Genomic DNA, 23,661 nt, shown 5'->3' with positions numbered 1-23,661 from the left:
TTGTGTCCTCACAGGGCCTTGTAGGCGTCGCGCCACGACACAGTCAGGCGGCAGGTGTTCGTGTAGTCGGTGGCCGTCCACCGGATCTCGCTCCGCTTCGGCGGGATCTGGAACAGGTCGAGGCGAGAACCAGCAGTCAGTGCCGGCGCCGCGTTACCGGACCCGTTGCGCAGCACCCAGCGGGTACCGGGCCGGGTCTCGATCTCGATCCACTCCCCGACCGCCAAAGTGGTGTTCAGCTGCAGGTAGCGGCCGGTCTCCACCACCCATACCTTCGGATTGGTGACCGGGCCGTCGATGCGCACCGTCGGCCACGCGGACGCGTTGCCGTTGTTGAGGACCCAGCCGGGCCGCTGCGAGGGGCTGGACACCCCGGTCGTGATCGGCGCGACCACGGGGGCTTTGAACCCCTGGGAGTCGTCGGAGATGTCCAGCGGCAGCGTCAGGGCCTGCGATTCGTCGGCGTGCCAGCGCGGGTCCGTCGCCGCGAACTCCAGCGTCAACGGGATCCACCCGTAGACGGCCTGCGACATGGAGATGGCCTCCACGCGCCGCCACCTGCCGTACACGCGCTTGACTGGCCGGCCGGGCATCTTGGCGCGCAGCACCGCGAGGGCGCCCGCCGTCTTGCGGACCTTGTCGTCTCCGGTGACCTCCTCCAGCTGGGCGAGCAGGTCGAGCGCCTTGGCCGGATCGGCGGGGCTGCGGATACCCGCCTCGATGGACAGCGTCCGCGTCCCGAACAGGTCCACACCCGGGAAGCCGCCGTCGTCGGTCGGGTTGTCGACGTCGGCGGTGCGCTGGCCGGGGGCGCCTATCCCGTTGAGGTCGCCGACCGGCACCAGCGTGCCCGTCCCGATCACCACGCCGCCGACGTCGAACTGCCAGTCGCCAAGAGCGGTCGTCACAGCTTGCCTCCTCGCTGCGCGGCACGCAGGCGCCGCATCACCTCCGCACCGATGTGCTGCGCCGTCGAGCGGCCGTCCCCGCTGCCGCTGACGGTCACCGGCATGTGGCCGATCAGCGGCCGTTCCGTCTCCTTCACCACCACGACCTGCACCGCGCCGGCCGGGTGGGCGTCCATCCGCGCGGGGCCGGTCACCCCGTGCTTGGTGAGCGTGTAGCCGAAGCGGTGGGCGACGTCCTCGAGCACCTGTGTGGCAGCCGGCCGCCTCGCCGCCCCGAGCGGGATGTACGCCTCGCCCCCGGTGCTGGGCTCGGCAAACCTGACTAGGCCGTTGCTCGTTGCGTACAGGCCGGGCGTCAGCACGCCACCGAACTCGTACGACAGGCCCTTGTTCGCCTTCGCCAGGTCGGCGAGGAACCGGGCGGCACGCTTGCCCAGGGCCTTCTGCAGCCGGGACTTGCCCGCGTTGGCGACCTCGATGATGCGGTCCTCGCCGAGCTCGGTGGCCTCGGCGACCTGGTGGATGCCCGTCTTCGACGTCTTGATCGCGCCGATGATCGTCAGCAGGTCCGCCAGGTCCTCATCGGACAGCGTCGCCGAGGCCTTCTTGGAGGCCTTGTTGGCCTTCGCGGCCTTCTTCTTGTTCTTCACGGCTTCCGCCGCGAGGTCCTGGGCGGCCTGGTCGCCCTGTGCGGCCAGCCTGGACGCCAGATCCCCGTAACCCTGCGCGGCGAGCGTCGTCAGGTTCTTCTGGAACTCGGCGGTCTGCTTCGTGGCCAGGCCGAGCTGGCTGGTGTAGTCGCTCAGGGTGGCCTTCGCTGTGGCGGCGAGCTTCTTCAGATCCGCCGACATGCTCTTGACGTACTTCGAGCTGCCGGTGGCCATCTTGCGTGTCAGGGCGACACCCTCGGCGCCCATCGCCTCCAACGCGTCGGCGACGTCCTGGCCGGCGCGGCGGGCCACCGTCCTCAGGTCCGCACGCCACCGCTGCGCGCGCTCCACCGACTTGTGCAAGTTCTTGGCGAACTTGTCGAGGTCGATGACGTCGCCCTTCTTCTTCATCGAGTCCGACGCGATCGACGACAGCGTGTACAGCTCCGGGCCGGCCGTCGGCGAATACGTCCAGTTCGAGAGGCCGCCCTGCGCGTGGTACCTGATGGACCCCCCGAACCGGTGCGCCACCTCCTCCAAGATCTGCCTGGACCGGTGCCGCTTCGACGGGGCCAGCGGGATGTACGCCTCCCCCGGGTAGGTCTCCGGCTCGGCCCACACCCGCCACGACCCGGCAGGCGCGATCTGCGCGACATGCTGCTCACGGCGCACACCGCCGTCGGCATAGAAGCTGAGCAGGCCGCCGTCCGCCTGCGGCACCGGCTTGTTCGCCCACGGCACCTTCGAGCCGGGCGCCACACGCGGGATGACCGTCACCGTCACCGGCGCCGGCGGGGTCACGGAGACGGTGATCTGCTTCGTGTTGGGGATCTCCCGCACGCTCGCGCCGATCGCATCGAGCTGCGTCTCCACGGCCGCCATGTCGCCCGACAGCAGCGCGGCGGTGAGGGCCTGCGCGGCTGCGGTGCCCTTCTGGGCGGACACCTGCTGGATCAGCTCCAGCATCGCCGACCACTCACCCTTGGCGTTGCTGCCCGCTGTTTTGAACGCGGCCACGACACCGGCCAGGTCGCTATCGGTGAGCGGCGGGTTCGCCCCCCAGATCGCATGCAGCTGGTCCATAGCTGTCGTCACATCACCCGACAGCAGGGCCCCCTGCAGGGCGGTCGCCGCAGCCGCGCCCTTCTCCTCAGCGACCTGCGCCAGCAGACCCATGCCGCGCGACAGCTGCGTCTTGGCGGCCGAGCTGCCCGCCTTCACCGCCTTCGTCATGTCATGGACGGCCATCTTCTGCATGACCCTGGCGAACTTGCCCGCGTCGTTGGTCTCGGCGGCCTCCGCGAACTCGGCGGCGATCTTCTTGCCGTAGCGGGCGGCGATCGCCGGAAGCTGCGCCAGGCCCGCACGGAACGCGTTCTGCGAGCGGGACGACGACTCGGTGACGATCGCCGCCAGCTCGTCGGCGACCTTCGTCTTGCCCTTGCCGAGCTGTGCGACCAGCTCATACAGGATCGGCGCCGAGGACACACCGAGCTTGGCGAAGTGGTCGGTGAGGTCCCCGTATCCGGCCATGGCCAGCTTGGTCAGGTTGCCCTGGAAGCCGCGCTGCGCCCGCACCTGGCCGCGCAGCTCCTTGAGATAGTCCTTCAGGCTCGCTGTGGCCTTCTTGTTGGCTTTGGCGACCTTGTCCTGCGCGGTCTGCCACGCCTTGGCCGGGTCGACGATGGCGCCAAGGGCCTGCGCCATCGCCTTCATGTCGTCGGTGTACTTCGGCAGGCCGTCATCACCGGGCGGCACCAGCAGGTCCAGCGTCCACGCCTTGCCCGCCTGGTACTTGGCCTGCAGCACCTTCGCGTTGATGATCTCCATCTGGGCGGCGAGGGCAGCCTCGTCCTTCAACGCCTTCGACCAGCGGCCGTGCGCGTCCCCCAGCGCCTTCGCCGCGTCGTCCCACTTCCCCGCGAACTCCTGGTTGCCGGGCGCCTTGCCCGACAGGACCTTCTGCTTGTACTCGATGCTCTGCGACTGCAGCTGGAGCAGCAGGCCCTGCATCTTCGACCCGCCGTTGGCGACCGCATCCACCGCATCGGTGATGTCCACACCGGCAGCGCGCATCTTCGCGGCGAAGTCACCGGAGGTCAGCTGCTCGGTCAGCTTGCGGATACCGGCCCCGCTGTCGCCCTGCTCCCGCTCAGAGCGCAGCGCCGACACCAGTTCGTCGGTGGCCTGCTTCGCCTTCACCTTCGACGCCGAGTACGCCGCGTAGGCGAGGACACCCACCGTCAGCAGCGCGGTCAGCCCCGACACGGCCAGGCCTGCGCCCTTGAGCGCGACCGGCAGCATCGATCCGCCCGCACGGGCCGCGGTCTGCGCCGCCCGGAACTCCTGCCACTGCCTCGTGAGCCTGGTCACCCCGGCCAGGGCGAACATGCTCGTCGCCGTCAGCGCCAGCAGCCCGGCGCCGATCTCCTTCAACGGGCCCGGCGCGTCCGCGAGGGCGCCCGCGAACGTCGACAGGGCGTTGCCGAGGGTCTGCATCACCGGCAGCAGCGCCCGGCCGAGGTCGATACCCAGGGCCTTGGAGCGGTTGACGAACATCTGCCACTGGCCGGCGGTGGTGTTCATCTGCAGGTCGAACGCCTTCTGCGTGGCGCCCGCCCGCTCCACCTGAATGGCGATGCCCTGGTAGGTGTCGGCGTAGTTCTTGCCGTCGTTGGCGGCCAGCGCCAGCAGAGCGCGCGTGGCCCGGATGTCGTGCATCAGGCCGGTGATGGCCTCGGCGGAGCCACCCGTCACCTTGTTGATCTTGTTGACGACGACGTACAGGCCGTCCTGCTGCACAGCCGTCGCCGTCGACTCATAGCCGAGCTTGTGGATCAGGTTGGTCAGCTCGGTGGTGGGCTGCATCAGCCGGGTCATCAGCATGTTCAGGCCGGTCGCGGACTCCGCCGCCGGAACAGCCGCCAGCGTGATCCCCGCGTACGCGGCACTCAGCTCGTCGAAGCTGATGCCGGCCGCGGCAGCCATCGGCACGATGTCGCCCAGATGCAGGGCCAGCTGCTCGAAGCTGATGACACCCTTGTTGACCGTCTGGAACATGATGTCCATGACGTCGGAGGCCTTCGATGCGGGCATGCCGTACGCCTTCAGCACACCCAGCAGGGCCGTCGCGGAGATCTCCGTCGTCGTCATGCCGGCGCTGGCGCCCCGCGCAGCGGCGCCGAGGATCGTCATCGCTTCCGCGCCGTCGAAACCGGTCGACACGACCTGGTACAGGCCCTCGGCGAGCTGGCTGGAGGACTGCGTCAGGCCCTTCGACATGTCGACGACCTGATCGGTGAAGCGGCCGACGTTCTCCGGGAGGATCTGCTCGGAGATCGTCATGACGTCCGCCATGTGCCGCTCCAGCTTCACCGCCCCCAGGACACCGGCCGCGAGGACCGCCGACAGCACCACACCGGTGCGCAGGTAGCCGTCGATGCGGGCCTGCGACGCCGCCGTGGCCTCCGCGGTGGCAGCGGCCTGCGCCTGCCGCAGCGCGGCAGCGTTCGCCGCAGCACGCTGCGCCGCGGCGGCCTCGGCCTGATTCCGTGCGGCCAACGTCTGCGCGGCCCGCGCATCGGCCGCCTGCCGGGTCTGCGAGGCCCGCGCCGCCAGCCCCGAGGCCCGCGCGGCAGCGGACTGCGCGGCAGCCGCCCGCTCCTCCTGCAGTGCCTGCGCCTGCGCCGCGCGCGTCGCCGCGGCGGCGGCAGCGTTCGCGGTGGCCTGCGCGGCAGCCGCACCCCTGCCCGTCGCGGCCTGGGCGCGAGTGGCCATGTTCTGCGCGAGGGCCTGCGCGCGCAGGGTGCGTTCGCCGGCGGCGACCGCCGCCGCCCGCTCCGCCTCCGCCCGGGCCGCCAGCCTCGCCGACAGTGCCTGCGCCCTGCCTGAACGCTCGGCCGCCGCGGCGGCAGCCCTCTGCGCGGCCACGGTACGGTTCACGGCCGCGGTGACACGCGTCTGGCCGATGACCGCGTCAGCCGACGCCGACGCCTGCAGCCGGGCGAGCCGCTGCGTCGCGGTACCCGTCTCCGCCAGCGTCCGGTTGACCTGCTGCAACTGCCCGTCGAACTGCCGCAACTGGCCAGCGGACTGCCGCAGACCGCCGGTCAGTCCGGCAGTCTGGGCCTGCAGATTGACGTACAGGTTGTAGGCGCTGCTCACCTACTGCTCCCGTCTGGGCTTGAGCCCGATCTTGACCCCGCGCCCATCCGGACCGTCCGGCACCTGCTCCCGCTCCATCGCCAGCAGCTCGCACCCCAGACAGGTGCTCGCCTCGGCGACATAGGCGAACCGGTCCCCGCCCAGGTCCGGCCGCCACTCATCCGCCCTCGTGCCACACCCGGAGCACACCGCCCGCGTGTACGCCAGCCACGCCAGGGCCTTGGCCCTGTCCAGTGCCGTCCACCGCCCGTCACCAGCCCTCGTGAACTGGCTGTGCGGTATTCCATAGATGTGGCACAGCTCCATCTCCGCCCGGAAGGAAGGGTCGGAGATCAGCCTTTTCCCAGGTCCGCGCGCAGCGTCTGGTTGACGACCAGGGCCGCCGTGAACAGGGCCTTGGCCTCCGCATCCGGCCAGGAGTCAAGCAGCTCCTGCGCGTCAGCGACGCTCATGCCCTCAAGCTCCGCCCCCTCCTCGCCGCGCTCGACATGGCAGGCGGAGATCAGAGCGGCCGGGAACGTCTCGACGTTGTACTCCATGCCCTGGTCGGCCTGCGCCTCCGTCGGCGCGTGCTCGCGCAGCAGCTGCTCCCACACCGGCCGGGGGAGCGCCCGGAACGTCAACCGCAACGTCGCCTCATCCAGGCCCTCCTGAGCGCCGGTCAGGGCCCCATCGGCAGCGACGACCTGCGGACTGGACGCCACCCAGGCGTCACGCTGATCCTCGCGGATCCCCTGCTCGGCGCACTCCGCCAACGCCTCGGCCCGGGCCTTCGCCAGCCCCAGCGCCGCCTCGCCGACAGCCCTCTTGGCGTCCTCGTTGTCGCAGATCGACAGGGTGTGCTCGGGCAGCTTCCTCGCCCGCAGCTTGGCCATCTTCGCGGCCCAGTGCGCGTCCTTGGCGACAGCGGCGGCCGGCGGTTCAATGGTGGTGGTCATGCGGCATCCCCCTCGGATCAGTCGGCCGCGGCCGGAATGGCGGCGTCGAGCGTCGGCTGGTCGCTGATGGCGTACGTCACCGTGAACTTCGCCGGATCCGAGCCCGTCGAGTACGCGGGGGCACGGCCCGCGACACGCACCGGGAAGACGTCCATCGACTTGCTCTGCGGGACGTCGCCCTTGCGCAGGATGACCACGAAGCCTTCGACGCCCTTGGACAGCAGGCTCTCGATGGTCTCGGACGCCTTGTCCTCGTAGAAGGTGAGCGTGGAGGCGTCCGCCTTGTCCTCACCCGGGATCGACGTCGTCAGCGTCGAACCGAGATCGGGAGTGTCGACGGGCGAGTTGGCCAGCGACCAGCCGGCGATGTCGGCGATCGCACCGGACAGGTCGGTGGCGTTGGCCGCCGCGAGCTCGGAACGGGTCGGCACGTTGTCGGCGGCGGCGATCGTCTTCAGGAAGAAGAACTTCGTGACGCCGCGGCGCATGAACCGCTGCTGGGTGGTACCCAAGGGGGATCTCACTCTCCGGGGACCCGGCCCCAGAGACACGGAGGCCCGTCCCCAACAGGTGGGGTCAGCCCGTGCCGTGTGGCCGGACGTCCGCGAAATGGGCCTCCGCGGTGAGGTTGCGTTCCGTTCAGGTGTTCGGCATCGACACCGTCAGTACGAAACGCTGCACGTAAGTGTAGGTGGAGCTGACGACACTGGTCCCGTCCTCACGGTCCAGCTCCCGACCGATCACCGTCCCGCCCACGACGCTGATCGCGTTGAGGTACAGCCCGCTGCCCGGCACTCGCTGCAGGAACGCCTGCCGCACCTTGTCGGCGTGCAGTGACGCCTGCTCGGCGGTGGTGCCCACCGACGACACCTGCAGCAGCACGCGGGCGTCCGCGTCGGCGTCCCCGAGCGAGGGGCCGATCCCGGACGTCTGCCCCAGCTCGTACAGCACGCTGTACGGGATCGTGTTGCCCGTCGGCAGCGACGTCGTCGTGGGCGCAGTGCCGTACCCGCACGAGCGGCCAGTCGCCGTCTGCAGCATCGTCTGTACTGCGAGCGCCACTTGGCGCCCCGACACACTCATCTACTCATCCTCCCTAGTGCCCGCCACCCTGGACGTGGTGACAAGCGCATCAATGTCGGTGACCGCATAGGCGTGCAGGCCCAGCTCGGACCACACCGGCATGTCGCCGGGGCACGACCCGCGCAGCAGCCCCAGCTCGCCGTTGTCGTCGACGAGTTCCGCCACGAACACCAGCCGCGACACCATGCCGAAGCCGTGGGCGCGCATCACATCGGAGACCGCCTGGTGCAGGTCCTCCGACATGCTCACGGCAGCCTCCCGTCGACAACCCGGCCGAAAGCCTCAACGAACAGCGGTCGTACGGTCTCCACGGCCGGGCCGACGTGCGCCCTGGGCGGCTGGTGGAAGACACGACCCAAACTGTCCGGGCCGACGTACCCGTACTCCAGACGGCGCCCCTGCGGCTTGCTGGTGCCGACAACGCCGGTCACCACGTCGCCCTCCACATGCACCTCGTGCGTCCACGAGCGCCGGTAGTCACCCGTGATCACGTTAGGGCCCGGCCGGCCGCTCGCGTTCGCTTTGACCCGGGTCTCCAGCAGCATCGCGTAGTGCCGCACCACCGACACCGTCTGCGGCAGCACCCGTTCGGCACGCGCCTGCAGGGCGGCAGCGACCTGCGCGGCGTTGCTGTACGCGCGACCCTCAGCCACTAGCCGCCCACCCCCTGCGGCTGCCACCCGCCGGACGCCCACTCCTGCAGGAGCCGCAGCATCGCCCGCGTCAGCTCGTGCGGGCCGCCGTCCATCAGGTCGTGCCGGGACAGCACATGCTTCTCCAGCTCGCCCGCATCGATGGCGGAGAGGAACGCCGCGGCGGCCGGGCCCGGGTCCGGGGGCACGCCGACGACGACGCGGGCCAGGCCCTCGAAGTCGTCCTTGGCACGCGCGTTCAGGAACAGCAACAGTTCCGCCGGCTTCCCGGCCTGCTGGCTGAGCGAGTAGCCGGACACCACGTTGGAGATGTCGCGGCCGTCGAGAGCCACCGAGCCGGTGGCGTGGTCGGCGGTGATCTGCACCTGGTGTAGCTGATCATCCATGCCGATCAGCCTACGGACGGGCGCGGACAGCCCCTCAGATCGCGGCAGCGGCCCAGGTGATCCGCTCCGTGAGCCTGGTCGTGCGGCAGATCTCCACCGTCGACGCCTCGGTGGCGTCCTCGGCCAGCCAAGTGCGGCCTGTCCGGCCGTCCGCACCAACGGTGATGACCTCGACCAGGTCCCCCGGCATGGCGACCGGCGCCCCCACAGGAGTCACCAGCCGGTACCAGGCAGCGCCCTCCGACAGCCAGTCGAAGCCGAGGATTTGAGAGACCACGATCTGCCCATGCGAGGACAGCACCGCGCCCGGCCCCTCATACACGACACTCGTCGGCGTCGCGCCGGGCTCCCCCGTCACCGGATCAAGCTCGGGCTGACCGGCCGTGCGGAAGACCCGCACCGTGTCCGTCATCAGCGCCTCAAGGTCGTTGCGTGCCTGCCCGATATCCACTGCTCAAGCTCCCGTCGACTGCGTGGACTCGTCCATCCACGTGGTGCGGACAACCCCCAACGTGTTCGCGTCAGAGAGGTCCAGAACCCGCCACACCCGGTTGAGCAGCCCCTGATCCAGGGTTGCGGCGATAACCCGCACACTGTCCTCGCGGGACGCCAGCGGAGCGTCCAACGGCGTCAGCAGCCGGTACCGGTCGCGGGTGTCGTCCGCGTACACCTGACCCGCCAGGGACAGCACCATGCCGGGCCCGCCGGCGGAGAACACCGCACCCAGCCCCTCGTACACGACGAAGTCCGGGCCCGGTATGTACACGCCAGATTCCGGGTCCAGTACCTCCGGGCCGGGCCGGAAGATCTGCACGGTATCCACCATGATCCGCGACATGATCGGCGCGAGGGCGGCCAGCGAGATGGGACTGCTCATACGTTCGAGCGTAAGCGTTCACACGGACACCCAGGCGGCCAGAAGGAAGTGATATCTCGTAGGGAAGGTGGAGCGTCTCTCAGCGAAGGCTGGTGGCCGGCAGTTCTTCTACGACACCTACCGCCGAGACCTGCGCGACCTGGGCACTCGCCCCGTCATCGCCCGCCGCGGCGTCGAGCACGGCTCCGGCCTGGGCGTCCACCGCTGGGTCGTCGAAGCGGCGTTCGCCCTCCTGCGCTGGTTCCGCCGCCTACGTATCCGCTGGGAGGTCCGCGACAATATTCACGAAGCGTTCCTCACCCTCGACATGGCCGTCATCTCCTGGCAACGCCTGAAGACCTCATTTTCACAGGACTCCTTAACAATTTCACAGGAATTCTTAACCACAGCTGAGGCCAGAGCCTCCACCCGCCTGTACGTTTACCTCGAACAGGCAAGAATCAAATGCATATCCGTCATGGGTCGCCAGCCGACGTCGCGCTGTGCGCGGCCCGCGGAGCGCGACCGCATAGGGGCACGCACACCATGATCAGCCGCCTTCTCAGCCGACGGAAGGCCTCTCATCGGAGGGGAAACCCACTCACCGGACTCACCGTGCCGCCCGGCGCAGGTCTCCTCATCTGCCGAGTCCTCGACCCCGTGGGCGAGCCCGTGGGCCAAGCTGAGTTCACGGTGAACGACAGCCACGGTCGCAAGGTAGTGCGTGGTGAGGCCGATCCCTACGGCCTGGTCGTGGCGATGGTTCCATGCGGGGAATACCGGCTGGTCGTCTCCGCCGAGGGTTTCGCCCCTTACCGGGGCAGCATTCCGGTCACCAATGACGGGGGGCCGGCCGGCCTCGGAGACATCACGCTCCAGATGGCCCCATCGCTTCCGGTGCCCGACCCCGGCGAATGGGAGATCGAACAGGCCCACACCCGGATCGGGTTCTCCGCACGTCACATCGGCCTCGCCCAGGTCTACGGCCGCTTCAACAACTTCGCTGGCGCGATCCGGATCGGCAACACCATCGAGGACTCGGCGATGCATGTCGTCATCGACGCCGCTTCGATCGATACCAATGTTCAGATGCGCGACGACCATCTGCGGTCCGCGGACTTCCTCGACGTGGAGCACTACCCCACTATGGAGTTCTACAGCGACCACTTCGTGCACCGCGGCGGAAACAACTGGGCGATCACCGGCGGGTTCACGCTGCACGGCGTCACCCGCACGGTGACCCTCGACGCCACCTATGGCGGTATGCGCACCGGCATGGAGGGTGAGACTCGCTTGGCCGTCAGAGCCACCACCGAGTTGCACCGTGAGGACTACACCATCAACTGGAAGACCATGCTGGCCCGTGGCATCGCAGTGGTTGGCTCCAACATCAAGGTTGGACTCGATATCCAGATCGTGCCCAATGGAACGCAGTTGAAGTTCAAGTAACGGCAATGCGGTCCGTGAACGATGTGAGACACCTGCTCGCGTGCGCGGCTTGTTTAGGCCTTGTCCGCAGATCAGCGACGGATCGCCAGAACGACAGGCGTTGCCGCCTTCTCGACGCCTGGTCTGCCGGGCATGCCGGTCACCAGCGTGGTCGCACTCGCCGCGGGCACCGGCTACCGGGTCTACAGTAATCGCCGCGCATCGGGCTTTGGCCCGGTAGAGCGACTCTGAGAAGGCTGTGGCTCTTCTGAAGTGAAGGTCGTGGATCACAGAACTGTCGGCTGGAACTCCTGGACCTCACGGGTGCGCGGCGACCAGTTGTGATGGGGCGTCGTCGCCGACCAGGGTGATGAGTTGCCTGAAGAGAGTGTCGAGTTCGCGGCCGACGTCGGCGATCCGTGGACCCGCCACTTCTCGGTCAGTCCGCCCCCTTGCGGATACCGCATGCAATCGGCATCCCGCAGGATTCATAGGCCCCCCGCCGACACCACGCCTTAAAGGTCAGTAATTTCCTATTTTACGCCCAACGACACATAGTCATAGCGGCCATAATAGGAGTCGGCGGTGTATGTGTTGGTCAATCGGGGGCCGCGCCACATCATGATCTTCTCATAAGTGATGGGCATGTATGCTGCATTCTCGGAGACTTTGCGGTTGATCTGTTGGTAGATTCTTCCCGCCTTGACCGGATCCCGTTCGGCAATTGCATCGTCGAACAGGGCGTTGATCTCCGGATCGTTGAGCTCGCTGTAGTTGATGTTACCCGCCTCCAGGATGAATCGCCCGTCAACCAGAGATCGCAAGAAACCCTGACCGGTTGGAAAATCTGCAGCGAAACCCTCAAGGATGATGCCGTACCCTCTATCTTTCACCCCCTTGGGTGACTTAAATAGTCCAAAGGTCGCTGCGCCGTCGATCCGGTCGATCGTGGTGGTGATATTAACTTTCTTCAGTTCCTTCTGCAGGGCCGCAGCGGTGTCCAGCTCGGCTGGTATGTTTTTACGCACGGCAATGGTCGTGGAGAAACCGTTCGGCTTGCCGCATGCCTGGAGTTCCCTCCTGGCTCTTTCAAGGTTCTGCTTGCCGTTGTTGTCGAGCACGCCGTAAAGATCGTAGGTCCGGTCGGATCCTGCAATGGATGGAGGGAGCATATTCGGAGCGATATCGCCACCGACGATTGGCCCACCTCGGGCCATTTGGAGCGCCTTATGGTCGGCGGCGAAGATGATGGCCTTGCGACAGTGAATATTATCCAGCGGCTTGACTGATTTCGGAAAGGCTGCGTATCTGATGTAGCCGGTCCTCGGATTGTCCAGATGCTCCTTGAGGTCAGCGTTCCCCAGCGCCTTGGAGATGGCGGCCTGACTGAGTCCTGTCCCGTTCAAGTCGAGATCAAATTCACCGCTGAGGAGACGGTTGTCCATATCGTTCGCATCGGTGACGAAAGTGACCTCAATGCGGTCGGGTAGCGCCGGACGGATCGGATCGGATTCCTTGTTCCACTGTTCGTTGCGGACCAGGACCAGCTTGCGGTGCGGGTCATATGCGGCGAACTTGTATGGACCCGATGAAAAAGGTTTCAGTTCGTATAGGCGGCCAGTGTCACGCTCGCGTTTGAACGGGGACGCCGTCGGCAGAGCAAGCATCTGCTCGAAGTCGCCGTTTGGCTCGGGCAGATGGAAGACGATCGTCTTCTCGTCAGGGGTCTCGATGGCCTGCAGGCCCAGCTTCTGTGGATCCTTGTCGTTATATGGCCCCTTGTAGGTTTTGTTCGGGTCGAGGGCCTTCTGGAGGTGGGCGGGGCCGCCGGAGATGACATCGTCTGCCCAGCCCCGCTCAATGCCGTACTTGATGTCCTGGGAAGTGATTCGCGAACCGTCTTCCCAGGTGATGCCGTCACGTAGTGCGTAGGTGTACGTCGTGCCACTGTCCGAGACCTTGGCCAGGCCGGCGGCAAGGTCAGGCACCAGGGCGGTGCTCTTGCGCCCTGGCTGCGGGGCGAAGGTGACCAAATTGCGGGTGTAGTAGCGGGCGAAGTCCCACACGAACCCGTAGTAGGTGCGCTGAGGGTCCCAGGAGTCGGCCTCCTGGGCGGAGACAAACCGCAGCGTACCGCCCTTGGTCTCCGATGCGTTGGCGATGCCTTTGGTGGCGGCGTTGTACCCGGCGCCGGAGTCGGCTGTCCGCTGGGCTGACTCGTGTCGCCAGTTCAGCACGACTGGAATCCCCACGGCCAGCAGACTGATGGCTGCGAGCCCAGACGTGAGAGCGCGTGTGAAACCGTGCTTGCTGCGACGCCTGTACCGCACGCTCGCCGCACCCTGGTCCGTCGGGTCCTGCGCAGTAATGGTGGCGCGGCGAGAGTGCACCACGGTAAGCAACTCATCCGGGGTGGGCCGACGGGTCGGGTTCTTGTCCAGGCACTTTTCGATGATGGGCCGCAGCGGATCAGGTAGGGCGCTCAGGTCGGGGTCGTGATGGACGATCTGGTAGGCGGTCACATATGGATGATCCGCGTCGAAGGGTCCGCGGCCGGTGGCCGCGTAGACCAAGAGCGAGCCGAGCGCAAAGACATCGGCGGCCGGACTGATTGCCGGCGGTACCTGCCACTGCTCAGGGGCCATGAACGGCGGAGTTCCGATTACTTGGCCGGTTTTGGTGTGCACTTCGCTGGCGCTGCAGTCGATGGCTTTGGCGATACCGAAATCGATGACCCGTGGCCCGTCATCGGTAATGAGTACATTGCTAGGTTTCAGGTCCCGGTGGATCACCTGGGCACGGTGGATGTCGCGCAGAGCCTCGGCTAATCCGGCAAAGAGTTGCCACAGTTCGTCCACAGGCATGGGGCCATTTTCCTGGATATGCCTCGAGAGGGTCGGGGCAGGCACATAAACCGTGGCCATCCAGGGTTGCTGGGCGTCCGGGTCGGCGTCTACCACTGGGGCGGTAAAGGCCCCACTGACTCGCCGGGCGGCCGCCACCTCTTGACGAAACCGAGCCCGGAACAGGGGATCCTCCACCAGTTGTGAGTGCACCACCTTGACGGCCACACGGCGACCCGAGGGGGAGTGGGCCAGGTAGACCTCACCCATGCCACCCGCACCGAGTCGGGAAGTCAGTCGATAGATGCCGATTGACCGATTTTCAATTCCTTCGGCGTCATTGCCTAGAATTGACATATCCTCCCCCTGCCCCACGCTTGCCGTCGGACAGAGTACGGTGCCCGCGTACCCCCAGGAGCCCGATCACCCAGGCGTGGACAGTACCGTTACAGAAAAGCGGGATCGTGCTGCACGTAGCCTGTCGCTGAACCCGAATCCACCGGTTTGATTCCGGTGATCGTTTGGGGGTTGCCTGTGGCGGTGGTCGACATGATCCGGCCGTTCGGGCAGGGAGTATCCGCTGGCCTGCCCAGCTCTTTCACTGTTCGGCGGTCTCGGGCCCTTGCGCGGGGTGGTCAGGGCTTTTCAGGCGGTGGGAGGTGGTCCGTGCATCAGGTCGAAGAACTGCGTGAAGTCGTTGGTCCAGGGCCAGTGTTGGGCTCTGCCTGAGGCCGGCCAGCTCCTCACCTGCGCCGATGGTCCGCAGGCGTCCGCGCTCGTCCGCTGTCGTACGTCGGCGTTGTCACACAGTATCGGGCTGCCGTACCGATGAATAGAGGTACTGGCCCCTCCCCAGGGGGTGCTTCACATGTGGCTCGCAGGGAGGCAGGGGACTCGATGCGCCGGGGTGGCCCCACCGGGGTCCGGCTGCCGGCCAACGTCTACTGGTCTAGTGGCCACCGTGGTCGGGGTCTGGCGGGGGTTGCGCAGGCTGTGGTCGGGTCCATGGTCGGGCGGTGCGCAGCCACGGAGTGGTGTGTGGGTATGGGTACGGCCACCGTGATCATGAACGTTTGTGAAGACGTGTCAGAACCAGATGGCCGTGGAGGCCACGATAGCCCTGCTTCGCGCGGTGTGAGGCACGTGCGGCGGCGGCAAAGATGATCACGGCGCTGTTGGCGGAGGTGGACACGCGCAACTGCTGGACCCTGGCCGAGGCGCTGGGTCATCCGGGTCCGCACCCGGCTGCAGCCCCTGCTCACCCGTGCGCGCCCCGTGCCAGCGTCTCTCCCTGCTGGGCGAGCGTTGCGGTGCTCGTCCTGGACGCGGGAGAGCCTCCACGGTTGCCGGTCGCGGATGCTCAGTGGTGGTGGGTGCGGACATGGGAGCCGTAGCCTCCCCCGCGTCAGGAAGCATGGCTAGCGCTAGCTGTGATTCAGGGGCTATCGGTCGCGTTGGCCCGGCCCAGTAGTGACGGAAGCTCTTCGAACCAGCTCAGGATGGCCTGCTCGTACTTCAGGCCGAATGCCAATGTGGCTGTCAGGTGGGGTTCCGTCTCGCCGGCGGCATGCAGTTCCTCCCAGCGCATCTTGTACTGCGCCATCCGGTTCATGTGAACCTCGCGGTGGGTGCGCAGGGAGTCGGCGAGCTGATCTGCGGGGAGGTGAGCGGAGAACAACACCGTCAGCAGCAGGGGAAACCGGATCGTCTCGGGGCCCGGCTCACTTGAAACCCACTCGCGGAATGCGGCGCGGCCCTCCTCGCTGATCGCGTACGGCCGCCGGTCGCGGCGCCCTGGCTCGCCGGCCTCCACCAGCTTGGCTTTGGCCATGCTCGCGAGTTCCCGGTATACCTGACTCGGCGTCAGAGACCAGAAACCGCCGATCTGTTGTTGTGCGATCGCCACCAGGTCCCAGCCACTCATCGGTCCCTGATGGAGGAAGCCGAGCAGCGACGCTGCGGTGGCATTGATGCGGCGGTCCGTCATCGTCCCTTCTCGTAACGCGATACTTCTGACACGGACACTCCATCGTGTCAGGTTGGTGAAATCATAGCTACCGGCCTTCGTTTCGCGGCTTTCACGGCCTGGATGCCCCCTGCGACCCCGATGACGCCGAGAACCGCGACCAGCCAGACCGGAGCGGTCACATCGATGGCGCCAACGATTACGAAGCCGTCGAACAGCGCGATGACGGTGAACCCGACATGGTCCCGGTACGCGGACGGCCAGTCGACGGTCCGCCGCCGTACAGCCTGCCGTGCCTGATGCGCACGCCGGGCCGTGTAGAGCGCAAGGATGACGAGAGCCCCGAAAGCTGGCCGCTGGACGGCCCCAAGACGCTGCCAGTCGTAGCCGACCGCAGCGATCACGAAGGCGACCATCGCCACGATCGACCAGTAATAGGAGCGGAACCAACCAGAGGTGTGATCTCGCGGATTCAAGAGCACGACGACCCCGGTACACAAGCCCACCGCCCCGGACACCGCGTGCAGGATGATCAAGAAGTTGTGCATGGCAACTCCTGTGTGGTCGTGGTTCAGGGGGTGCCGGTCGTGTCGGCGCCCGACCGAATAGGGAAGAGCTCCTCGAACCAGGTCCCGGTGGCCTGCTCACGGCTTAGGCCGAACGCCGGCCGTCAGGTGGGGATCCGGCTTGTCGACAACGTGCAGTTCATCACGGCGCAGGGCGGACCGACACTCCATTGTGTCAGGTCGGTGAAGGGGTCGCTACCGTGTCGGCACTGCTTCGCCGTTCACGACTCTTTCAGGCAACTTCCCGGAGTCTGATTCGAGCGTCAGCCGTTACTGAGCGTGCGCGCATCACGGAAAGCGAGCCAGAACCGGAACTCATGAAGAGAACCATCAGACCTCGCCGGATGCCGATGACTGCGGCAAAGGGCGTCCTGTCAGCAACCGTTGAGCGTGTGCCATCCAAGACTGAGAGCACACTGCGGACCGTCCGTGGTTCCAGCTACGCTCGCGCGCATAGCGTGCACGATGAGGGGACCAGCATGATGGAGTTCATCACCACCCCAGACCTACTCCACGCCGCAACGAGTTCCGCGCCCGTCGGCTCAAGCAGCTTCTTGCCGACCGGGAAACCTATGAACGGCAGCGTAGACAGGTAGCGCAGGCCAGCTACGAGCGGTGCATCGCGCATGAGGCAGAGGCCGACCGTTGTCGTTTCGAAGACCCAGGAGAGTCTCAACGGATCCGAGGTCTAGCCCGTGTGGACTTCGCAACCGTTCTCGACCCGCTCCCACGTGAACGTGAGCTCTCGAAGCACGCGAGGCTGCCCTACGGGCTCACTGGGACGAACCGATTGTCTGGACCAGGACCACTCCCGGCGCCCGTCTCAAGATCTACCACTACACCACAGCATGCGGCCGTGTCTCCGGAGCTGGCCGGCAGCCGGACTCGTTCCCCGCCCAGTTCGAGTCCGAAGCAGCGGCCCGCCGATTGACCCCTTGCCGCGTCGACCTATGCCGCTGGGCGCGTGAAGAGTTCGACCGCTTGCACATACACGCGAGAGCCTGACTACAGGCGGCCCGTGCTTCGCTGCGGCGAGCGAGGAGGCCCCGCCTCCCGGGACGGGGGTACCGGGGGCGGGGCAGCAGGAGGGGCGGTCAGGCCTCAAGGTAGGCCACGATGACGACCGACCCGAGGACGGTGACGTGGTAGATGATGCGGGCGGAGCCTTCGATGTACTCCCTCAGCGGCACGTGACCCGCACGTGACGCCCTCTCTTGCCCGATCCACGGGTCCAGAGAGATGGCCACCAGCGCGCGATCCAGGCGCACCAGCTCAGCCACGCTCAGCTTACGCAGAACAGGCTCGCATTCGGGAGTGAAGGCGATCTGCGCCCGCCGCGGCGAGTGCTTAGGCGACACGGGCATCCCCGCCATCACCGGTGACGTCGATGCCCTGCGCGGCGTACAGCTCCACGCGCAGCGTCTCCCAGTCCCGGCTCAGGTCCACGCCGTTGTCGACCATCCCGCGAAGGGAGTCGGCCAGCATCGGCTTGCCTGCCTCGTCGGCCTCCGTGGCCTGCTCCAGGATCGCGGGCTTCTCGTCCTCGTCGAACTGCAGCCGCATGGGTGTCCCCTTCCGCGCTCTCGCCGTGCTACCCGTACGGTACGCCGCCTGGCCGGGGTGTGTCCGCTCCTCCCCGCTCATACCGGCAGCCGCCACGACGGGCCTCCTTCGTCCCCGATCCACACCGTCTGCGCCTCCGGTGTGATCGTCACGCCGAAGCCGGACTGGTGGGGGGCGCCGGCCGCCTCCCATTCCGACAGGGCGTCCGTCACCCGATCCCACAGCGGGAGCGGGCCGCGCTGCGTGACCTGCGTGCGCCCGTCCTCGTCCGCACCAAAGTAGGCCAGGGAGCCCGTAGCGACGTCGGACAGCACCTGAAACTCCCCACCGCCGAGCCGCTCGGCGGAGGGCGCGGCAAGCTGCGCCACCCACCGGCCCGTCCAGTCATCAAGGCGCACGGGCGGCACCTCCGTGGTCGTGGTCCGGCCGGGCAGCAGCACCAGCGGCGGCCGCGGGGGCCTGCCGTGCGGGCGGGCAATCATGAACTGGGTGGTGCCGGGCAGGAACCGCCCCGAGGCGTGCCCGCGCCCGGTGACCGTCAGCTTCACCAGGCCGTACGCGCCCATCCACCCGCCGAGGGTGACCAGCACGGTCCCGCCGTCACCAACCTGGTCCAGCCAGCCGTACGGGATGTGCCGCACCGCGCACGTGGCGATCAGCGCGTCGTAGTCGCCGTCGATGACCGTCGCATCCAGGCCGTCACCGACGAGCAGGGTGGGCGCGTAGCCCAGCTGCTTGAGCGAGGCGGCGGCCCGCTCGGCGTTGTCGGCGTCGACCTCGACCGAGGTGACGTTGGCGTCGCCGAGCCGGTGGCAGGCCAGCGCGGTGGAGTAGCCGGTGCCGGTGCCGATCTCCAGCACCCGCTGCCCGCCGGCCACGCCGAGCTGCTGCCACATGCGCAGCACCAGCGACGGCAGCGTGGACGACGATGTGGGGTCGCCGCCCGTGGGCGCGGTCACGTTGACCGCGCGCACGTGCCCGTCGAGCTGGGTGATCAGGGTGGCGTCGTCGTACACGCCCTCCAGCCAGCCCTCGTCGGCCGGTGTGACCGGCTCGTACAGGGTGGGCTGGGTGCCGGGCAGGGCCCGCATGAACCCGTCGCAGACGAACGCCTCACGGGGCACGCCCCGAGCGGCGCGCTCCCACGCCGGGTCGTCGAGATCGCCGGACGCCTTGAGCCGGTCGGCCAAGGCGTCCCGCAGGGCTTGTGATGAAGTCACGAGAGACCTTTCTGCAGTTGGTCGGCCAGGGCCTGCGCGATCGGATCGCGGATCTCCTCGGGGAACCACGCCCACTGGCCGTTGGCGTTGCACTCAATGAACGTCCACTGGCCGTCGCCTGTGACAGCGAAGTCGAACGCCCCGTAGGTCAGGCCGAACTCGCGCAGGTACGCGCGGATGCCGCCCGCCACGTCGGCGGGCACAGGCACGGCCGCGTAGTGGAGCTTGGAGTAGTCCTTGCGCCAGTCCAGGTGGCTGCCGTCGATGTCGATGCGCACCGCGAACAGCTTGTCACCGACGGCGGTGAGCCGGACGTCGAACTCCTTGGGAACCTTCGCCTGGAACAGGTGCGGGCACACCGACACGGCGTCGGTGATGTCGCCGGGGTCGACGGCGGACACCCACACCGTCCGTGCCTGGCCTTCCGCGTCCGGGTACGGGCTGGTCCACAGCGGCTTGTAGATCGCACCGTCGCGCTGCGCGGTGCAGAACTCCCTGGCCTGCTGCGGGTCGGTGGTGATCAGAGTGGCCGGCGTGGACAGGCCGACCCGGCTGGCCACCGCGAGCTGCGACGGCTTGTACTCGGCGGTCCGGTTGCGCAAGGGATGGTTCAAGTACAGGCAGCGGGGCAGGGCGGCGAGGACGCCGCCCATGCCCCACCGGAACTGGTGCACAGCCCACTCGCCCGCCGCACCGTCCAGGTTGGCGGGCGGGCTGTAGGCCGTGGGGCGACGCCAGTACACGGAGCGCACGTCGCCCAGTTCGATGCGGCGGGTCACGGTGGTGATGTGACCCTGCATCCCGTCAGGCCCGAGCGTGGCCGCGAGGGCGCCGCCCTCGCGGAGGTCCACGCCCGGGTCGAGCCGCGCCACCGGCACCGCGCGGGCGTTCAGGACGCGGATCACCACATCAGCGGTCTCGTCCAGAAGGTTCGTCACGACCAGCACGGGCCGGTGGCGCTTGCTCACGTCAGCTCACCTCAGTCCTGGTCGTTCGCCGGGACGGAGTCGCTGTCGCTGCTGCCCGGCTGGGAGCCGTCGCCGGACGTGGACGTGGGCGTGCTGGTGCTGGTGCTGGTGCCGTGCTTACCCATCTCCACGGTCCGGCCGTTCTCGTCGACCAGGACGGTGGTCTGCGTCTCCGGGTCGAGGACCGCGGTGAACGCCGGCACCGGCGCCGTCTCGGTGTAGTGGCCCAGACGGCTGGCGCCCCAGGGCTCGTTGGTGGTGCCGGTCTGTGTCAGCTCAGCTGCCACGGTGGTCTCCCATCAAGGGTTGGTGTGCCGGTCAGCCGGGCGGCCGACCGGTGGCCTCGGGGGCTCCCACCCCCTCCGACCTGCTCTTATTTTACTGCGTTCCGGGTCAGGGGTCAAGAATTCTTTCTACAAAACCGCAGGTCAGAGGGGGTGTACCGGTCCGGTGGCGCATCGGGGCGTAGACCACCGGACCGGCGCTATCAACCGGCGTCACTCACGCCGGAACCTCGGCACGCAGCTCAGGCAGATCCACCACCGTCGCCCCCAACAGCGACGCGGCCAACTGGGTACCGAGCATCCACCGCACGGCCGGGTCGGACTTCAGGACGACATCCGCCGGCCTCGGACGCAAGATCGCCCGCTGGGGTACGTACCGCTGCCCGTACACCGCATCGACGACGGGCCGGGCGACACGCACAGCCACAACCTTCCCCTGCAGGTGCGGGCACAGCCGGGCAGCCACACCCGCACAGGGACGGCACACCGGCGGATGCGTGGTCACCTGGCCCTCCGGCCAGCCCCGCTCGCCCCGGCCGTCCTCCAACAGCCACAGCACGCCCTGCCCGTCACGGTCCGCAGGCTGCCCGCACACCTGGCACAGCAGCCGCCGCATGCACCGCCGCTGCCGGGGCCCGTGCACCGTGCCGTACTCGGGGCGGCCAACACCCTGACGGATCCCAATCGGCTTCCACAGGACGCCGTCTACGTCACGGGCGTGCCCGACCAGGCCAAGACCAGCCGGTGCGGCGCACACGCGCGGCAGCGGAACGATCTCGCTGCTCCAGGCGGCGACGTACGGGACGGGGTGGCCCTTGTAGGTGAGGGGAGCAGCAGTCATGTCTCTCTCACGGCAGCGAGGCGGAAAGTGGAAGGCGCTGGCCGTACGACGGGGAGCGCGCACGGCCAGCGCCGGTCTATGCGTCGCCCGGTGTGGGCGGCGGGTCGGGCTGAGTCAACGGCAGGTCCGGCACGGCCACCGCCGCGCTGGCAGACCCGACGTGCTCGAAGACGGTGACGCCGAGGAGAGTGAAGGCGGCGATGTGCCCGGCCGTCCATAACGTCGTCAGCGCGGCACCTACCGGGTCGAGGGGCTTCTTCACACGATCACCTCGGGTAAGCCCGCCGGGGCGTCACGCAGCGGCGTCGACTCCTCTATGCGCGCCTGGAGCACCTGGAACAGATGCCGCGGGTTGGTGAACCGGGAGCTGCCGTCCGGGAGCGTCACCCAGTGCGGGCCGGGAGGCTGGAGCCGGTCGACGCGAGGCACCCCCACGTAGTGGACGTACGGCCGGGTGCCGCCCAGGCACTCCACGCCGGCCGGGCCGAGCGTGAGCGGCCACTGCTCGTCCGTGCCGGGCGGCACGAGGATGTACAGGAACGGCCGGTAGGGGTCGCAGAAGGCCGGGCCGGACAGCTCCAGCTCCTCCATCCGGCCCCGCAGCGCCTCCGTTTCGTTGTCCTGCTCAGGGTCCACACCGAGGGCGCCGTACGGAATCCGTACGGCGTCCCAGATGACACCTGCGGTCAGCAGCGCGACACCCTGGTGTGTCCACTCGCCTTCCGCCGTCTCCCGGGACGGGGCCGCCCGATACAGCCACTCCTGCGCCGTCATGAAGCGATCCCAGTCGCCCTTGCGCAGCACACGCATCGGAACCAGTGGGGCCGGGCATCGTCCACGGGGCTCGGTGCTGCTCCCTCGACCGCGGCTGGTGTTGTGGTTCACAGGTGCAGCTTCCCCTCCATGGGGCCTCAGCGCCCCGGTCGGGAATTCCAAGAGGTCAGCGGGCCTGACTGGCAGTCAGACCCTGTCTGTAGGAAACCGGTTAATGGGAGGGCTGACCATCTCCGATGCGGCCCCCGCATACGGTTATGCGCACCCCGCATGCGAAGCGGGTACATCCTGGACCGCGGTACGTAGCGTGGAGGGGAAGCGGATGGATTGGTCTGCGAACAAGGCTTTACGAGAGGCTGCACGGGATGGCGACTATGGACTCGTCATCAGGCACGCACGTAAGGCCATCGGCCTGACGCAACGCCAGCTCGGGGAAGCCTGCGGCCTGTCCCAGTCCGCGATGTCCCGCCTCGAAGACCGCGGCGTCGGCACCTACAACATGAACCTCCTGGCGAGCGCGGCCAGCCACCTCGGTATCCCTCCGAACCTGGTCGGCCTCGCCGACTACGACCGGAACGGGAACAGCACGGTGGAACGTCGTGAATTCCTCGCCGGCGTCGCCGCCATCGCCGCGACGCCCGCCATGCCGCAGCACCAGGCACCTCCCCCCGACTGGGACAGCGGCCAAGCGGCGGCCCTGCGCGTCGCCACAGCCGCATTCCGACGCCTCGACGCCAACGTCGGATCCCGCGACCTGACGGACGCCGTACAAGCCCACCTGCGGCTCATCCAACGAGTCGCCTCCCAGGCCCCCGACGCCTCCCACAAAGCGCGCATGGCGGCCGTTGGCTCCGAAGCCGCTTCCCTGGTCGGCTGGCTCGCCTGGGACATGGCCGACCACGGCTCAGCACGCACCTGGTACGGCTCAGCCATCAAAGCCGCACGCACAGCCGGTGACCCGCTGCTGGCCGCCTACCAGACCGGCAGCCTCGCCCAGTTCGAGGTAGAGGCCGGTAACACCGCCGAAGGACTACGCCTGACCACCCGGGCCCGCCGCCAGCTCGGCCCCGACCTGCCCGCCATCGCCGCCGCCTGGCTCGCTTCCATCGAGGCCATCGCACACGCCACCACCGGCGACGAACGCGCCACCGAACGTGCCCTGCGCTCCTGCGAGCAGCACACCGCGCGCGTGCCCCGCGAAGACCCGCCGCCCTGGCCGTGGGTGTTCTCCTTCGACGAGCGGAAAGTAGCTTCCTGCCGCGTGGTGTGCGGGGCCCGCCTGGGCCGCTCCTGGTGGAAACTGACCTCCTCCGAGATCGCCACGGCGCTGTCCTCCGGCCACGAGAAGCAGCGGGCGCTGCTCACCCTCGACGTCGCCACCGGCCACCTCAGCACCGGCCGTATCGATTCCGCGTTCGCCCTCGCCACCCGCGCCGTCCACGACGGAGTGCGGCTGCGGTCCGGGCGCGTCGTCGAGCGCGCCCGCACCTTCCGCCGCACCTACACCTCGCCGACACCGCCCGGTATCGTCCGCGACTTCGACACCCTGCTGCACGACACCTACCTGTAA

At 68.0% G+C, this 23,661-nt stretch carries 25 protein-coding genes and 1 pseudogene; 4 read left to right on the top strand and 22 right to left on the bottom strand.

What is annotated here, in order from left to right:
- Positions 1 to 8: 8 nt before the first annotated feature.
- From ACWEK3_RS34845 to ACWEK3_RS34795, 11 genes are all read right to left on the bottom strand, one after another.
- Positions 9 to 908 carry a phage distal tail protein gene (locus tag ACWEK3_RS34845; RefSeq protein ID WP_453251512.1) on the bottom strand — a complete coding sequence of 300 codons (900 nt, stop codon included), beginning with the start codon at positions 906 to 908 and terminating at the stop codon, positions 9 to 11.
- Entirely contained in the window at positions 905 to 5,722 is a 4,818-nt protein-coding gene (locus ACWEK3_RS34840; RefSeq protein WP_453251511.1) for a phage tail tape measure protein, read from the bottom strand. Before ACWEK3_RS34840 ends, ACWEK3_RS34845 begins: the two co-directional genes overlap by 4 nt.
- Complete coding sequence (locus ACWEK3_RS34835) at positions 5,723 to 6,028, bottom strand: hypothetical protein (protein ID WP_453251510.1); 306 nt, start codon at positions 6,026 to 6,028, stop codon at positions 5,723 to 5,725.
- Positions 6,029 to 6,054: 26 nt separating this feature from the next.
- The gene (locus ACWEK3_RS34830; RefSeq protein ID WP_453251509.1) at positions 6,055 to 6,660 is read right to left on the bottom strand and encodes a hypothetical protein; all 606 of its coding nucleotides are present in this window, start codon (positions 6,658 to 6,660) and stop codon (positions 6,055 to 6,057) included.
- A 17-nt stretch (positions 6,661 to 6,677) separates the two neighbouring features.
- The gene (locus ACWEK3_RS34825) at positions 6,678 to 7,172 is read right to left on the bottom strand and encodes a phage tail tube protein (protein ID WP_453251508.1); all 495 of its coding nucleotides are present in this window, start codon (positions 7,170 to 7,172) and stop codon (positions 6,678 to 6,680) included.
- A gap of 127 nt (positions 7,173 to 7,299) precedes the next feature.
- On the bottom strand, positions 7,300 to 7,743 hold the full coding sequence (locus ACWEK3_RS34820; RefSeq protein WP_453251507.1) for a hypothetical protein: 444 nt from the start codon (positions 7,741 to 7,743) through the stop codon (positions 7,300 to 7,302).
- A complete protein-coding gene (locus ACWEK3_RS34815) occupies positions 7,744 to 7,992 on the bottom strand; it encodes a hypothetical protein (RefSeq protein WP_453251506.1) in 249 nt (82 codons plus the stop codon). It lies immediately after the preceding gene.
- A complete protein-coding gene (locus ACWEK3_RS34810; protein WP_453251505.1) occupies positions 7,989 to 8,396 on the bottom strand; it encodes an HK97 gp10 family phage protein in 408 nt (135 codons plus the stop codon). Before ACWEK3_RS34810 ends, ACWEK3_RS34815 begins: the two co-directional genes overlap by 4 nt.
- Positions 8,396 to 8,782 (bottom strand): hypothetical protein, encoded by a 387-nt coding sequence (locus tag ACWEK3_RS34805; protein ID WP_453251504.1) that lies wholly within the window; start codon positions 8,780 to 8,782, stop codon positions 8,396 to 8,398. Before ACWEK3_RS34805 ends, ACWEK3_RS34810 begins: the two co-directional genes overlap by 1 nt.
- A 34-nt stretch (positions 8,783 to 8,816) precedes the next feature.
- Positions 8,817 to 9,233, bottom strand: coding sequence for a DUF6093 family protein (locus ACWEK3_RS34800; RefSeq protein WP_453251503.1), 417 nt, complete (start codon positions 9,231 to 9,233; stop codon positions 8,817 to 8,819).
- Between the two features lie 3 nt (positions 9,234 to 9,236).
- Complete coding sequence (locus tag ACWEK3_RS34795; protein ID WP_453251502.1) at positions 9,237 to 9,659, bottom strand: DUF6093 family protein; 423 nt, start codon at positions 9,657 to 9,659, stop codon at positions 9,237 to 9,239.
- 67 nt (positions 9,660 to 9,726) lie between these two features.
- On the opposite strand from ACWEK3_RS34795, the gene ACWEK3_RS34790 reads away from it, so the two are divergent.
- Positions 9,727 to 10,188 carry a hypothetical protein gene (locus ACWEK3_RS34790; RefSeq protein ID WP_453251501.1) on the top strand — a complete coding sequence of 154 codons (462 nt, stop codon included), beginning with the start codon at positions 9,727 to 9,729 and terminating at the stop codon, positions 10,186 to 10,188.
- Positions 10,185 to 11,087: a YceI family protein gene (locus ACWEK3_RS34785; protein ID WP_453251500.1), complete on the top strand. Its 903-nt coding sequence runs from the start codon at positions 10,185 to 10,187 to the stop codon at positions 11,085 to 11,087. The genes ACWEK3_RS34790 and ACWEK3_RS34785 overlap by 4 nt, the downstream gene beginning before the upstream one ends.
- A gap of 512 nt (positions 11,088 to 11,599) precedes the next feature.
- Here ACWEK3_RS34785 and ACWEK3_RS34780 read toward each other — a convergent pair.
- On the bottom strand, positions 11,600 to 14,266 hold the full coding sequence (locus tag ACWEK3_RS34780; protein WP_453251524.1) for an ABC transporter substrate-binding protein: 2,667 nt from the start codon (positions 14,264 to 14,266) through the stop codon (positions 11,600 to 11,602).
- A gap of 764 nt (positions 14,267 to 15,030) precedes the next feature.
- Between ACWEK3_RS34780 and ACWEK3_RS34775 the strand changes: the two are divergent.
- A pseudogene (locus ACWEK3_RS34775) lies at positions 15,031 to 15,181 on the top strand (IS701 family transposase); the annotation flags it as partial.
- Between the two features lie 163 nt (positions 15,182 to 15,344).
- On the opposite strand, the gene ACWEK3_RS34770 reads toward ACWEK3_RS34775, so the two are convergent.
- From ACWEK3_RS34770 to ACWEK3_RS34725, 10 genes are all read right to left on the bottom strand, one after another.
- A complete protein-coding gene (locus ACWEK3_RS34770; protein ID WP_453251499.1) occupies positions 15,345 to 15,896 on the bottom strand; it encodes a PadR family transcriptional regulator in 552 nt (183 codons plus the stop codon).
- A gap of 47 nt (positions 15,897 to 15,943) precedes the next feature.
- On the bottom strand, positions 15,944 to 16,423 hold the full coding sequence (locus ACWEK3_RS34765; protein WP_453251498.1) for a hypothetical protein: 480 nt from the start codon (positions 16,421 to 16,423) through the stop codon (positions 15,944 to 15,946).
- Positions 16,424 to 17,535: 1,112 nt separating this feature from the next.
- Positions 17,536 to 17,721, bottom strand: a complete 186-nt coding sequence (locus ACWEK3_RS34760) for a hypothetical protein (RefSeq protein ID WP_453251497.1) — start codon at positions 17,719 to 17,721, stop codon at positions 17,536 to 17,538.
- Between the two features lie 67 nt (positions 17,722 to 17,788).
- Entirely contained in the window at positions 17,789 to 18,004 is a 216-nt protein-coding gene (locus tag ACWEK3_RS34755; protein ID WP_453251496.1) for a hypothetical protein, read from the bottom strand.
- A gap of 77 nt (positions 18,005 to 18,081) precedes the next feature.
- Entirely contained in the window at positions 18,082 to 19,224 is a 1,143-nt protein-coding gene (gene tgmC, locus ACWEK3_RS34750) for an ATP-grasp peptide maturase system methyltransferase (RefSeq protein ID WP_453251495.1), read from the bottom strand.
- Positions 19,221 to 20,192, bottom strand: coding sequence for an ATP-grasp ribosomal peptide maturase (gene tgmB / locus ACWEK3_RS34745; RefSeq protein ID WP_453251494.1), 972 nt, complete (start codon positions 20,190 to 20,192; stop codon positions 19,221 to 19,223). Before tgmB ends, tgmC begins: the two co-directional genes overlap by 4 nt.
- Positions 20,193 to 20,203: 11 nt before the next feature.
- Positions 20,204 to 20,479: a putative ATP-grasp-modified RiPP gene (gene tgmA / locus ACWEK3_RS34740; protein ID WP_453251493.1), complete on the bottom strand. Its 276-nt coding sequence runs from the start codon at positions 20,477 to 20,479 to the stop codon at positions 20,204 to 20,206.
- Positions 20,480 to 20,693: 214 nt separating this feature from the next.
- The gene (locus tag ACWEK3_RS34735; RefSeq protein ID WP_453251492.1) at positions 20,694 to 21,317 is read right to left on the bottom strand and encodes a hypothetical protein; all 624 of its coding nucleotides are present in this window, start codon (positions 21,315 to 21,317) and stop codon (positions 20,694 to 20,696) included.
- 76 nt (positions 21,318 to 21,393) lie between these two features.
- Positions 21,394 to 21,579: a hypothetical protein gene (locus ACWEK3_RS34730; protein ID WP_453251491.1), complete on the bottom strand. Its 186-nt coding sequence runs from the start codon at positions 21,577 to 21,579 to the stop codon at positions 21,394 to 21,396.
- On the bottom strand, positions 21,576 to 22,127 hold the full coding sequence (locus tag ACWEK3_RS34725) for a hypothetical protein (RefSeq protein WP_453251490.1): 552 nt from the start codon (positions 22,125 to 22,127) through the stop codon (positions 21,576 to 21,578). Before ACWEK3_RS34725 ends, ACWEK3_RS34730 begins: the two co-directional genes overlap by 4 nt.
- A gap of 286 nt (positions 22,128 to 22,413) precedes the next feature.
- On the opposite strand from ACWEK3_RS34725, the gene ACWEK3_RS34720 reads away from it, so the two are divergent.
- On the top strand, positions 22,414 to 23,661 hold the full coding sequence (locus ACWEK3_RS34720) for a helix-turn-helix domain-containing protein (RefSeq protein WP_453251489.1): 1,248 nt from the start codon (positions 22,414 to 22,416) through the stop codon (positions 23,659 to 23,661).

The sequence above is a fragment of the Streptomyces sp. NPDC004721 genome, assembly GCF_053601495.1.
This window is presented reverse-complemented; position numbering and strand designations above follow the sequence as displayed.